The 12,094-nt window shown below is 69.8% G+C and carries 9 protein-coding genes; 4 read left to right on the top strand and 5 right to left on the bottom strand.

The window, feature by feature from the left end; translation table 11 throughout:
* Positions 1 to 369: 369 nt before the first annotated feature.
* Both ACQPZW_RS35650 and ACQPZW_RS35645 read left to right on the top strand, forming a co-directional pair.
* Positions 370 to 1,089 carry a PP2C family protein-serine/threonine phosphatase gene (locus ACQPZW_RS35650; RefSeq protein ID WP_433790397.1) on the top strand — a complete coding sequence of 240 codons (720 nt, stop codon included), beginning with the start codon at positions 370 to 372 and terminating at the stop codon, positions 1,087 to 1,089.
* Positions 1,090 to 1,441: 352 nt separating this feature from the next.
* Positions 1,442 to 2,119, top strand: coding sequence for a hypothetical protein (locus ACQPZW_RS35645; RefSeq protein WP_433790396.1), 678 nt, complete (start codon positions 1,442 to 1,444; stop codon positions 2,117 to 2,119).
* Between the two features lie 936 nt (positions 2,120 to 3,055).
* Here the strand turns inward: ACQPZW_RS35645 and ACQPZW_RS35640 are convergent.
* Positions 3,056 to 3,457 (bottom strand): MmcQ/YjbR family DNA-binding protein, encoded by a 402-nt coding sequence (locus ACQPZW_RS35640; protein ID WP_433790395.1) that lies wholly within the window; start codon positions 3,455 to 3,457, stop codon positions 3,056 to 3,058.
* A 48-nt stretch (positions 3,458 to 3,505) separates the two neighbouring features.
* Here ACQPZW_RS35640 and ACQPZW_RS35635 point away from each other — a divergent pair, with 48 nt between their 5' ends.
* Both ACQPZW_RS35635 and ACQPZW_RS35630 read left to right on the top strand, forming a co-directional pair.
* Positions 3,506 to 4,036, top strand: coding sequence for a GNAT family N-acetyltransferase (locus tag ACQPZW_RS35635; protein WP_433797720.1), 531 nt, complete (start codon positions 3,506 to 3,508; stop codon positions 4,034 to 4,036).
* Positions 4,037 to 4,069: 33 nt separating this feature from the next.
* Positions 4,070 to 4,615: a DUF4240 domain-containing protein gene (locus ACQPZW_RS35630; protein ID WP_433790394.1), complete on the top strand. Its 546-nt coding sequence runs from the start codon at positions 4,070 to 4,072 to the stop codon at positions 4,613 to 4,615.
* Between the two features lie 184 nt (positions 4,616 to 4,799).
* Here the strand turns inward: ACQPZW_RS35630 and glgB are convergent, their stop codons facing one another.
* The 4 genes from glgB to ACQPZW_RS35610 all read right to left on the bottom strand — a co-directional run bounded on the left by glgB (position 4,800) and on the right by ACQPZW_RS35610 (position 12,032).
* Positions 4,800 to 6,905, bottom strand: coding sequence for a 1,4-alpha-glucan branching protein GlgB (gene glgB / locus ACQPZW_RS35625; RefSeq protein ID WP_433797719.1), 2,106 nt, complete (start codon positions 6,903 to 6,905; stop codon positions 4,800 to 4,802).
* A 71-nt stretch (positions 6,906 to 6,976) separates the two neighbouring features.
* Entirely contained in the window at positions 6,977 to 8,278 is a 1,302-nt protein-coding gene (locus ACQPZW_RS35620; RefSeq protein WP_433790393.1) for a maltokinase N-terminal cap-like domain-containing protein, read from the bottom strand.
* Positions 8,275 to 10,032 carry a maltose alpha-D-glucosyltransferase gene (gene treS, locus ACQPZW_RS35615; RefSeq protein WP_433790392.1) on the bottom strand — a complete coding sequence of 586 codons (1,758 nt, stop codon included), beginning with the start codon at positions 10,030 to 10,032 and terminating at the stop codon, positions 8,275 to 8,277. The genes ACQPZW_RS35620 and treS overlap by 4 nt, the downstream gene beginning before the upstream one ends.
* 35 nt (positions 10,033 to 10,067) lie before the next feature.
* Positions 10,068 to 12,032, bottom strand: coding sequence for an alpha-1,4-glucan--maltose-1-phosphate maltosyltransferase (locus tag ACQPZW_RS35610; RefSeq protein ID WP_433790391.1), 1,965 nt, complete (start codon positions 12,030 to 12,032; stop codon positions 10,068 to 10,070).
* Between the last annotated feature and the right edge of the window lie 62 nt (positions 12,033 to 12,094).

Raw genomic sequence — 12,094 nt, 5'->3', positions numbered from 1 at the left:
ACCCGCGCGCGATCGTCCGGCCCGCGTGCGGCGGCTCACCGGGAGCACGTCTCGTACCGCTTGCGAGGGACGTCCGGAACCCGCCCGTGAACCGCCCGTGAGGTGCCGCCCGTACCCCGTTGTCGGGAATGTCACGTCGGTCTTGACCGGCGTGTCGCGGTGGCGCGGACGGCTCCGTTCGCCGCGAAACGTGCCGCGCAGCGCCGCCGAATCGCCCCGCGACGGCCCTTTACCGCCCCTGACCTGCGCTATCGCCCCGTTCGGAGGGGGTGGCGGCCCGAGGGGTCCCGCGGTGTCATACCAGGGATCCGCCGACACTTGGTAGGAGGTACTAGAGACAACGGATTTGGCCTTTGGCACAGTTGTCACATGACGCTTGCTGTCCGGGCGGTCGCCGCCACTGATCAGGGCCTGGTCCGGTCCAATAACGAAGACGCCGTCTTCGTCGGTAATCGACTCTTCGTGGTGGCGGACGGCATGGGCGGGCTTCCCGCCGGGGAGCTGGCGAGCGACATCCTGGTGCAGAGCCTGAGCGTCGTCGACACCGCTCCGGACAACGGCGAGCCACTCCAGGATCTGATCAACGCCCTGCAGACCGCCAACCAGCGGATCGAGGCCTCCGTCGCCGAGGACGACGCCCGCGACGGCATGGGTACGACGGTGACGGCGCTCCTGCTCTCCGGTGACCGCCTGGCCGCCCTCAACGTCGGCGACTCCCGCTGCTACCTGCTGCGCGACGGCGACTTCCAGCAGCTCACCCGCGACGACACCTATGTGCAGGCCCTCGTCGACCAGGGCGTGCTCACCCCCGACGACGCCCGCCGGCACCCGCAGCGGGCGCTGGTCACCCAGGCCGTGCAGGGCGGCCCGTTCCGCCCGGCCGGCCGGATGATCCCGGCCCGCGTCGGCGACCGCTACCTGCTGTGCAGTGACGGGCTCTCCGACTACGTCGAGGACACCGTGATCGCCCAGACGCTGCGCGACGTGGCCGACCGCAAGGGCTGCGCCGCCGAGCTGGTCAACCGCACCCTGCAGAACGGGGCGCCGGACAACGTCACGGTCATCGTCGCCGACGTCGTCGAAGCCTGACGGCGATGATCAGCCCCCGCCGCCTCCTCGCCGGGGTGGCGGCGGCTGCCCCGTCCCGGGCCCGTCCCGCAGAAGGCGTCTTCGGGTCGCGGGCCGGTCACCGGGCTGCCTTTCTCGGGTCGCGGGCGGGACGTCGGTCTGCCGGTGGTGTCTTTTTCGGGTCGCGGGCCAGCCGTCGGGCTGCCGCTGTGGGGGTCGCTGTTCTGCTCGGGGGCTCGCCGCTTGTTCCGGGGGCGCGTCGTCGCCGGATCGCGCCGCCCTGCCGGAGCTGCGCCTGCGGGCCACCGCCGAGCAGTGGCGGCAGGACGAGGTCGCCCGGCAGCTCGGCATCGCCCTGCACAACGACGGCGACGTGCCGGTGTGGATCTCCCGGGTCGAACCCGACCTGCCCTCCTTCGAGGGTGAGACGCCCGTCGACACGCCGGCTCTGCTACCGCCGAACGGGCTCCGGGTCGACGTGACCGTGCCCTACGGCACCGGCGGCTGCGTGGCGGCCGCTGAGCCGTCCTTCGTGACCGTGGTGGCCCGCGTCGAGGGCGACACCCGCACCCAGCGGGTCCGGCTGCCCCTGCCGCACCCCAACGAGCTGCTGAACCGGCTGCTCGCCGACGACTGCGCCGCCGAGACCGTCCGCAAGAGCGTGACGCTGCGCTTCGGCGACTGGACCGACCTGGGCGCCGACGGGGTCCGGGGGAGCCTCGTGGTCGAGCGGACAGCGGCGGCCACCGGCACGGCACGCCTGCACTCCTTCGACGGCAACGTCATGTACCGCCTCGCCTACACCGTCGCGAACCCGCTGGCCGAGGTCACCGCCGCCGCCCCGGTCACCGCGCTGCCCTTCGTCGCGTCACCGCTGCGCTGCGACCTGCACGCCTTCGCCGAGGTCAAGAAGCCCTTCGAGTTCCCGGTGCGGATCTCCCTCGACGGGGGCGAGCAGCTCTACAGCACCGTCCCGGTCGACGACGACGACCGCAAGGCCCTCGACACGATGCTGCGCCGCAACTGCGGTGTCCCGCCCGCCGGCTCCTGAGAGCGCCGTCCGGCTTGGGGCCGTCTGGGCTTGGGGCGGCTGGGCTTGGGGCCGTCTGGCTTGGGGTCGCCCGGCTTGGGGTCCGCGCGGCTTGAGCCCGGCAGGCGGGCGGGCGACTGCGGCACGGGTAGTGCGGTGGCCACACACCTTCACCGGTTCCCCGCCGATCTTGACGATTCATCACCGTTCCTGGTGGCCCCGAGTTCGCCATTTTCGGGGCCAAGGTTCCGGAGGTCAGGGCCAGATCCTGCATCCTGCCTGGTCGCGGTCAAGCCCTCGAGAGCCCCGGCGCGCTTACCGGAAGCGGCTACCGCCAGAGAGTGACGGAGGGTCCGGGCTCGTGCGTTCCGGCTTGGTCATGATCCGTCGGCGGGCCGGCCCCGGCGGCTTCGTCGCGTCCGTCCGGCCGGTTGAGGACGGCAGTGTCCCGGCCGGTTGAGAACGGCAGTGTCCCGGCCAGTTGAGAACGGCGGTGTCTGTCCGGGCTGGTCGGGGACGGCAGTGTCTGCCCGGGCTGGTTGAGGACGGCAGTGTCTCTCCCGGCCGGTTGACGGCGGCAGCGTCGATCAGTGCACACGATGGCCGATCGTGTGCACTGACTACGTCCTGGCGTGGGTAGGCGCCCACGTTGCGTTGATCGTGGGCGTTCATCCTGCTCATGACGACGACGGGAGCACACATTGCCGGATTGTGGGCTTTCATCCACGCTCCGGCATGCCGAAAGCCTCGCACCCTGCGCACTAAACGCACCATCGAAAACACGGACCTCGCCACTGGGAGAAGGGACCTCCCCGCGAAAAATGGCCCTCGCCACCGACAACAAGGGCCTCGCCACCGACAACAAGGGCCTCGCCACCGACAACAAGGGCCTCGCCACCGACAACAAGGGCCTTGCCACCGACAACAAGGGCCTTGCCACCGAAACCGCGGGCCGCCCTAGGGCACGGGCCGGCCGGCCTCCGTCTTCCCGGCGCCGGCCTCGTCGAGGCGGGTGAGCAGGGACTTCGGCGCGACGGCGCGGAACGCGTCCTCGCAGAGCTCGGCGATCTCCGCCCAGTCGGGGTCACGGTCGAGGCGGACGCCGACCCAGCCGCGGTGGCCCACATAGGGTGGCCGGAAGAAGCGGGCCGGATCGGCGGCGATCAGCTCGGCCTGCACGCCCGGCCCGGCCGCGCACCACAGGTGTGGGAACTCGTCGTCGTGATGGCCGTCGGCCCACAGCATCACGAACTGCTTCTTTCCACGGACGAAGAACGCCGGCGCGCCGTGGCTGAGACGCTCGGTCGCCTCGGGCAGGTGCAGGCAGATGTCGCGGATCCGCTCGGTCGTCGAGTCCATGCCCCGCATTCTGCTCCGCAGGTGTGACATATTCTCGGGCCCGTGCTGATGACGACCGAGCGGCTGATCCTGCGGCGTTTCCGGGCGTCCGACGCGCCGGTGCTGGCGGCCTACCGGTCCGATCCGGAGGTGGCCCGTTACCAGTCGTGGGACGCGCCCTTCCCGCTCGAGGCGGCGCGGCTGGCGGTCCGCAACTTCGCGGCCGGCTCACCGACGGCGGCGGGCCGGTTCCAGTATGCGATCGAGCTCGCCGACGAGCAGCGGCTGATCGGGGACGTCTATGTGCGGCTGCACGACAACCTGCTCCAGGGGGAGATCGGGTTCACGCTGGCTACGGCGTACCAGAAGAAGGGTTTTGCGACCGAGGCCGTGAGCGCCGTGCTGGACCGGCTGTTCCGGGCGCAGCGGTTGCACAAGGTCACCGGGGAGTGCGACGCGCGGAACGCGCGGTCGGCGGCGCTGATGGAGCGGCTCGGATTCCAGCGCGAGGGCCTGCTGCGGCAGCAGACCTTCATCAAGGGCGAGTGGACCGACGATCTGCTGTACGGGCTGCTCGCCACCGAATGGCCCGGCCGCTGAGGAATTGTCGTACCCCGGTGCTTGGATGCCGGCATGGACATCGACGAGTTCTGGCGGCTGATCGAGCGCAGTGCCCGCGAGGGTGGCGGCAAGGACGGCCGGGAGGCCTGGCTGACGGCCACCCTGCGCCGGCTCGATCGGGTGGACATCGAGGACTTCGAGATCCGGCTTCAGGAGCTTCGGGATCGCGTCGACAGCGCCCGCGTGTGGTCGGCCGCCGACGTCATCATTGACGGCTGCTCCACCGACGGGTTCTGGTATTTCCAGTGCTGGCTGATCGGGCAGGGACGGGAGGTGTTCGAGCGGGCCGCCGCCGACCCGGACACTCTTGCCGACCTGCCGGCGCTACGGCACCTGGCGACCCGGCCATATGGCACGTGGAGCGACGACGAGTGGCCGGAGTGGGAGTGCCTGGCCTACGTCGCACGGCCCGCCTACCCGGACCAGGAGGAGGACGCGCTTTATCACGCGGTGCTGGCCCGGGGCGTCCGGCTGCGGTCCGACCCGTTCAAACCGGACTGGAGTCGGGAGCACCACTTTCCCCGGCTGCGCGAGTTGTTCCCGCACAGCCGGGGGTGAGGCGCCCGGCCCGGGGGTGAGGCGCCCGGCCCGGGGGTGAGGCGCCCGGCCCGGGGGTGAGGCGCCCGGCCCGGGGGTGAGGCGCCCGGCCCGGGGGTGAAGCGCCCGGCCCGGGGGTGAAGCGCCCGGCCCGGCGGTGAAGCGCACAGCCGGGGTGAAGCGCGTCAGCGCGGCCGGCCGCTGATCAGCTCTCGTGGCGCAGCCAGACGGCGCCCAGCGGTGGGATCCGCAGGGACACCGAGGCGTCGAAGCCGTGCCAGGGGACGTTCTCCGCCTCGACCTCGCCCAGGTTGCCGACGCCGGAGCCGCCGTAGAGCTCACTGTCGGTGTTGATCACCTCGGTCCAGCGGCCGGTGCGGGGCAGGCCGATGCGGTAACCCTCGTGCGGGATGGCGGCGAAGTTGACGACGCACGCCAGGGCGCCGCCGTCCGGCGCGAACCGGACGAAGGAGAACGTGTTGTGCTGCGAGTCCTCGCTGGTGATCCACCGGAAGCCGGACGGGCTGGTGTCCTGCGTCCATAGGGCCGGCGTTTCCCTGTACACCCGGTTCAGGTCCTTGACCAGGCCGCGGATCCCGCCGAACTGCGGATCGTCGAGCAGTGCCCAGTTCAGGCCGCTGCCCTCGTTCCACTCGGCGAGGTCACCCATCTCGGCGCCCATGAAGAGCAGCTGCTTGCCGGTGAAGGCCCACATGAAACCGAGCAGGGCGCGGGTGTTGGCCAGTTTCTGCCACAGGTCGCCGGGCATCTTGCCGGTCAGCGAGCCCTTGCCGTGCACCACCTCGTCGTGGCTGATCGGCAGCGTGTAGTTCTCACTCCACGCGTAGACGGTGGCGAAGGTCATCTGGTGGTGGTGCCACTGCCGGTGGACGGGCTCCTTCTCCATGTAGGAGAGGGTGTCGTTCATCCAGCCCATGTTCCATTTGAAGCCGAAGCCGAGGCCGCCGAGGTGGGTGGGGCGGGTGACGCCCGGCCACGCGGTGGACTCCTCGGCGATCGTCATGACCCCGGGGTGGTGCTTGTAGACGGTCGCGTTCATCTCCTGGAGGAAGCTGATCGCGTCCAGGTTCTCCCGGCCGCCGTACTGGTTCGGGGTCCACTCGCCTTCCTTGCGCGAGTAGTCGAGGTAGAGCATCGAGGCGACCGCGTCGACCCGCAGGCCGTCGACGTGGAACTCCTCGCACCAGTAGAGCGCGTTGGCGACCAGGAAGTTGCGGACCTCCTTGCGGCCGAAGTCGAAGACGTAGGTGCCCCAGTCGGGGTGCTCGCCGCGCCGCCAGTCGCCGTGCTCGTAGAGCGGGGTCCCGTCGAAGCGGGCCAGCGCCCACTCGTCCTTCGGGAAGTGGGCGGGCACCCAGTCCAGGATCACGCCGATGCCGGCCTGGTGCAGCTTGTCGACCAGGTGCCGGAACTCGTCGGGCGAGCCGAAGCGGGAGGTCGGGGCGTAGTAGCCGGTGACCTGGTAACCCCACGAGCCGCCGAACGGATGCTCCATCACCGGCATCAGCTCGACGTGGGTGAAGCCGATGTCGACGACATAGTCGACGAGTTGCTCGGCCAGCTCGACGTAGGTCAGGCCGGGCCGCCACGAGCCCAGGTGCACCTCGTAGGCGCTGATCGGCTCCTGGTGCCACGACTTGGCGGACCGCTCGCGCATCCACTGCTCGTCGTGCCACTGGTACGACGACTGGTGGACCACCGACGCGGTCGCCGGCGGCACCTCGGTGTGCTGGGCCAGCGGGTCGGCGTGGTCACGCCACACCCCGTCCCGGCCGAGGATCCTGAACTTGTACTTGGTGCCGATGTGCGCGCCCGGCACGTACAACTCCCAGACGCCGCTGGAGCCGAGCGACCGCATCGGCCACCCGTCGTACGGTCCCCAGCCGGCGAAGTCGCCGATCACCTGCACGCCACGGGCGCCGGGCGCCCATACCGCGAAGCCGACGCCGGCGCCCCGCGGCTGAGCGCCGAGCACCTTCCACAGCTTCTCGTGCCGGCCCTCGCCGATCAGGTGCAGGTCGAGCTCACCCAGGGTGGGCACATGACGGTACGGGTCGTCGCACTGCGTCCCGTCCACGTCGATCCGGTAGTCGAGTACGGTTCCGGGCAACTCGGCCGCGAAGATCCCGTCCGGGTGCACCAGGGTCGCCTCGTACCGCTCGCCCTCGTGCAGGACCGCCACCTCGGTGGCGCCCTTGCGCAGCGTGCGGATGACGGTGCGGCCGCCGTGCGGATGCGCCCCGAGGATGCCGTGCGGATCGTGCGAGTCCCCGGCGATCACGCTGTCCATGGCGCGTTTGTCGGCGGCGAGCCGTGCGGTGCTGGTCTGACCGATCATGGTGTTGGGATGCCCTCCGGGGTTCATCCGACGAGCCGGGCTATCGACCGCAGGGGGATCCGCAGCCAGCCGGGCCGGTGCCGGGCTTCGTAGGCGGCCTCGTAGACCGCCTTGTCCAGTTCGTACGCCGCCAGCAGCGCCGCTTGATCACGCGGGTCGGTGCCCGCCACATGCGTGTATCCGTCGCAGAACGCCGCCCGGTTGCGGTCCACCCACTCCCGGGCCCGTGCCGCGAGCGGCTCGTCGTCGTCCTGGTCGACCAACAGTTGGTAGGCCGCGTACTCGTAGGAGCGCAGCACCCCGGCCACGTCGCGCAGCGGCGAGTCGGGCAGCCGCCGCTCCTCCAGCGGCTGGCCGGGCTCGCCCTCGAAGTCGATCAGCAGCCAGCTCTCCGGGGTGCGCAGCACCTGCCCGAGGTGCAGGTCGCCGTGGATGCGCTGAACCTCGACCTGCTCGCCGGTGAGGGCGTTGAACCGGTCGGTGATCGCCGGTACGTGCGGCTGCAGCTCCGGCACCGTGGCGGCGGCGGTCCGCAGCCGGGCCAGCACGGCGTCCAGCGGGAACGGGGCCGGTCCGGTGCCGAGCTCCTCGGCCAGCGTCCGGTGGACCGACGCGACCGCCTCGCCCAGCCGGTACGACTCGCCCTGGAAGTCGCCGCCCACCTCGTCCGCGGCGAAGGCGGCGTCGGCGAACAGGTCACGGGCCGAGGCGGTGGCCATCGCCCAGCCCTCCGCCGAGTTGACCGCGTACTCGGTGACCATGCCGAGCGAGCAGTCGTCGGCCTGGAACGAGCCGAGCAGCCGGGCCACGTGCGAGTTGCCGGCCCGGCCGAGCACCCGGTTCAGCTCGATGTCCGGGTTGATCCCGCAGGTGACCCGCCGGAACAGCTTGAGGATCGCGTTCTGGTCGAAGATCACGCTGGTGTTGCTCTGCTCCGCGTCGAACACCCGCGGCCAGGCCTGCAGCGGGAGCGCGACGCCCGGCTCCTTCTCGAAGGTGACGTCGCCGGCCAGCTCCGACCGGTCGACCAGTCCCAGCAGGTAACGGGCGGCCGCCGGATCGTAGACCGCGTCGTAGCCCACCCGGCCGTCGTCGGCGGTGCCGATCGTCGCGACCTGGCTGTACTCCGGGATCGGCCCGGTGCCCCAGCCGACCAGGATCTGATAGCGCTCGGAACTGCCGTCGGTGTACTCCACGTCGACGAGGACCAGGTCCAGATCCTCGCCGAGCGGGGTCGCGGACGACTCCTTGACCGATGACAGGACCCGGCTGCGCCCGGCATACCAGCGCTGATTCGGTAACCACTCGGCGAACGGCAGCGTCATTGCTTCTCCTCCGACCCGCACAACTGGAACCAGTAGAACCCGTGCCCCGGAAGCGTCAACAGGTACGGCAGCTGGCCGATCCGGGGAAAGTTGACGTGCCCGGTCAGCTCCACCGGGGTGTATCCGTTCCAGTGCTGCAGATTCAGCTCGATCGGCTGCGGGAAGCGGGACAGGTTGTTGACGCACAGCACCACGTCGTCGCCGAGCTCGCGCAGGTAGGCGAGGACCGACGGGTTGGAGCCGCCCAGCTCGCGGAACGTGCCGACGGCGAACGCCTCGTGTCTGCGGCGCACGGCCAGCATGGTGCGTGTCCAGTTCAGCAGGGAGGTCGCGCTGTCCCGCTGGGCCTCCACGTTGACGGCCTGGTAGCCGTACACCGGGTCCTGGTTGACCGGCAGGTAGAGCCGGCCCGGCGTCGCCGTGGAGAAACCGGCGTTGCGGTCCGGCGTCCACTGCATCGGGGTGCGCACACCGTCACGGTCACCGAGCCAGATGTTGTCGCCCATCCCGATCTCGTCGCCGTAATACAGCACCGGCGAGCCGGGCAGCGACAGGAGCATGGCGGTGAACAGCTCGATCTGGTTGCGGTCGTTCTCCAGCAGAGGAGCGAGCCGCCGGCGGATGCCGACGTTCGCCTTCATCCGCGGGTCCTTGGCGTACTCCGAGTACATGTAGTCGCGCTCTTCGTCGGTGACCATCTCGAGCGTCAGCTCGTCGTGGTTGCGCAGGAAGATGCCCCACTGGGTGTTGTCCGGGATCGGCGGTGTCTGGGCCAGGATCTCCGAGATCGGGAAACGCGACTCCCGGCGGACGGCCATGAAGATCCGTGGCATCAGCGGGAAGTGGAACGCCATGTGGCACTCGTCGCCGCCGGAGCGGGCGTCGCCGAAATACTCCACCACGTCGGCCGGCCACTGGTTGGCCTCGGCCAGCAGCACGCGGCCCGGGAACTCGTCGTCGATCACCTTGCGGCAGTGCTTGAGGAACGCGTGGGTCTGCGGCAGGTTCTCGCAGTTGGTGCCCTCCTCCTCGAAGAGGTACGGCACCGCGTCCAGCCGGAACCCGTCGATGCCGAGGTCCAGCCAGAAGCGCAGCACGTCCAGCATGGCCTCCTGCACCTTCGGGTTCTCGTAGTTGAGATCCGGTTGGTGGGAGAAGAACCGGTGCCAGTAGAACTGCCGGCGCACCGGGTCGAACGTCCAGTTCGACTCCTCGGTGTCGACGAAGATGATCCGCGCGTCCTGGTACTTCTCGCTGGTGTCGCTCCAGACGTAGAAGTCGCCGTACGGCCCCTCGGGGTCGGTGCGGGACGCCTGGAACCACGGGTGCGAGTCGGACGTGTGGTTCATGACCAGGTCGGTGATCACCCGGATGCCACGCTTGTGCGCCGCGTCCAGCAGGGCCACGAAGTCCTCGACCGTGCCGAACTCGGGCAGCACCTTGTAGAAGTCGCGGATGTCGTAGCCGCCGTCGCGCAGCGGCGAGTCGTAGAACGGCGGCAGCCACAGGCAGTCGACACCGAGCCACTGGAGGTAGTCCAGTCGCTCGATCAGGCCGCGCAGGTCACCGCCGCCGTCGGAGCCCGAGTCGTAGAACGCCCGGACCAGCACTTCGTAGAACACGGCCCGTTGGAACCAGGTCCGGTCCGCCGGAAGCGCGCGGGCGTGCCCGAAGTCGTCGGAAGTCGGATGCTCGACCACCCCGCCCTCGTTGTGGCTACCCTCGGCCGGGTCGTGCTCGCTCGACAGCTCCATCTGCTCCCCCTACCCCGCCTTGACGACGAAGATGCCTACTCCGTCTTGACGACGAAGATGTGCGCCGGCTCGACGAACGGGTCGATCCGGACCGCGTTGTACTGCCCCCACTCGTAGGTGGCGCCGGTGATCTGGTCGACCACCGTGAACCGGTCGTGCCAGTCCAGGCCCAGCGCCGGCATGTCCAGTGTGGTGTTGCCCCACTGCACGTTGCTGCTGTCGAACGTGCAGATGACCAGGACGGTGTTGCCGGTGTCGGGATCACGCTTGGAGAAGCAGAGCAGCGCGCCGTTGTCGACCTCGTGGAACCGCAGGTTGCGCAGCCAGTGCAGCGCGGGGTTCTCCTTGCGGGTGCGGTTCAGCTTGGTCAGGTACGGCGCGAGCGACCGCCCGGCCCGCTCGGCGGCGGCCCAGTCCCGTGGCTTCAGCTCGAACTTCTCGTTGTCGATGTACTCTTCGGCGCCCGGCCGGGCCACGTGCTCGAACAGCTCGTAGCCGGAGTAGAGACCCCAGGACGGTGTCAGCATCGAGGCCAGCACCGCGCGGATCTTGAACATCGGCGGGCCGCCGTGCTGCAGCGACTCGTGCAGGATGTCCGGCGTGTTCGGCCAGAAGTTCGGCCGCATCCAGTCGATCGAGGTCAGCAGCTCCTGCATGTACTGCCGCATCTCCTGCGCGGAGTTGCGCCACGTGAAGTACGTGTAGGACTGCGTGAACCCGATCTTGCCCAGCCCGTTCATCATCGCCGGGCGGGTGAACGCCTCGGCCAGGAACAGCACATCCGGGTCGGTCTCCTTGACCTTGGGGATCAGCCACTGCCAGAAGTTGATCGCCTTGGTGTGCGGGTTGTCCACCCGGAAGATCTTGACGCCGGCGTTCACCCAGTGCATGACCACGCGATAGACCTCGTCGCGCAGCGTGCGGTAGTCGTTGTCCCAGTTGATCGGGTAGATGTCCTGGTACTTCTTGGGAGGGTTCTCCGCGTACGCGATGGTGCCGTCGGGCTTGGTCGTGAAGAACTGCGGGAACTGCGTGACCCAGGGGTGGTCCGGGGCGGCCTGCAGCGCGAGGTCCATGGCGACCTCCATGCCGAGCTCCTCGGTCCGCGCGATGAACGCCTTGAAGTCGTCGAGTGTGCCCAGCTGCGGGTGGATCGCGTCGTGGCCGCCCTCGTCGGAGCCGATCGCCCACGGCGAGCCCACGTCCTCCGGCCGAGCCACCAGCGTGTTGTTGCGGCCCTTGCGGTTGATCTTGCCGATCGGGTGGATCGGCGGCAGGTAGACGACGTCGAAGCCCATCGCCGCCACGGCCGGCAGGCGCTCCGCGGCCGTGGCGAAGGTGCCGTGCCTGATCGGCGTCGCCTCCGGGCCGATCTCGGCGCCCTCCGACCGCGGGAAGAACTCATACCACGCCGAGTAGAGGGCGCGCGGGCGATCGACCCAGATCACGAACGACCGGGTCGTGGTGACCAGGTTGCGCACCGGGTTGTGCCAGAGCAGCTCCTCCAGGTCCAGCGCCGGGGTGACCCGGGCGAACAGCGACCGCTGATCGTCGCGCAGCGCCACCGCCGCGTCGCGGACCCGGTCCTCCTGCTCGGCCGGGACGATCTTGGTGGCCAGATCGAGCACGTCCGCGCCCTCGACGAGGTCGTTCGCCAGATCCTCGGCGCCCTGTCCCGCGCCGATCTTCTTCACCACCGCGTCACGCCACGTCCGGTACGGATCGTCGAAGGCCTCCACGGTGAACGTCCACCGGCCCATCGAGTCCGGCCGGATCGCGCCGTGCCACTGGTCGAGCCCCGGCTCGCCCGGCGTCATGCGGGTGAACGGCTTGATCTCCCCGTCCGGTCCACGCCATACCACGTTCACGCCGAGCGCGTGGTGACCTTCGCGATAGGACACCGCCGAGACCGGGACAAGCTCGCCGACCACCGCCTTCGCGGGATAGCGGCCACCGGAAACAGCCGGTGTCACGTCTTCGATCGGGAAGCGTCCGGTCATGATCTCCACCGTAGTCAGAGGGGCGCAGGAGGACTCGGCGACCGGGAAAACCACCGCCGGCG

The organism is Actinoplanes sp. CA-252034 (assembly GCF_050956125.1).
GTDB lineage: Bacteria > Actinomycetota > Actinomycetes > Mycobacteriales > Micromonosporaceae > Actinoplanes.
The sequence above is the reverse complement of the archived record's forward strand: the minus strand, read 5'-3'. Positions and strand labels throughout refer to the sequence as shown.

Bases quoted from the DNA above. Each gene is read 5' to 3' on its own strand.
- ACQPZW_RS35650 (WP_433790397.1), top strand. From the start codon at position 370: ATGACGCTTGCTGTCCGGGCGGTCGCCGCCACTGATCAGGGCCTGGTC.
- ACQPZW_RS35640 (WP_433790395.1), bottom strand. From the start codon at position 3,457: ATGGACTCGACGACCGAGCGGATCCGCGACATCTGCCTGCACCTGCCC.
- ACQPZW_RS35635 (WP_433797720.1), top strand. From the start codon at position 3,506: ATGACGACCGAGCGGCTGATCCTGCGGCGTTTCCGGGCGTCCGACGCG.
- ACQPZW_RS35630 (WP_433790394.1), top strand. From the start codon at position 4,070: ATGGACATCGACGAGTTCTGGCGGCTGATCGAGCGCAGTGCCCGCGAG.
- glgB (WP_433797719.1), bottom strand. From the start codon at position 6,905: ATGGACAGCGTGATCGCCGGGGACTCGCACGATCCGCACGGCATCCTC.
- ACQPZW_RS35620 (WP_433790393.1), bottom strand. From the start codon at position 8,278: ATGACGCTGCCGTTCGCCGAGTGGTTACCGAATCAGCGCTGGTATGCC.
- treS (WP_433790392.1), bottom strand. From the start codon at position 10,032: ATGGAGCTGTCGAGCGAGCACGACCCGGCCGAGGGTAGCCACAACGAG.
- ACQPZW_RS35610 (WP_433790391.1), bottom strand. From the start codon at position 12,032: ATGACCGGACGCTTCCCGATCGAAGACGTGACACCGGCTGTTTCCGGT.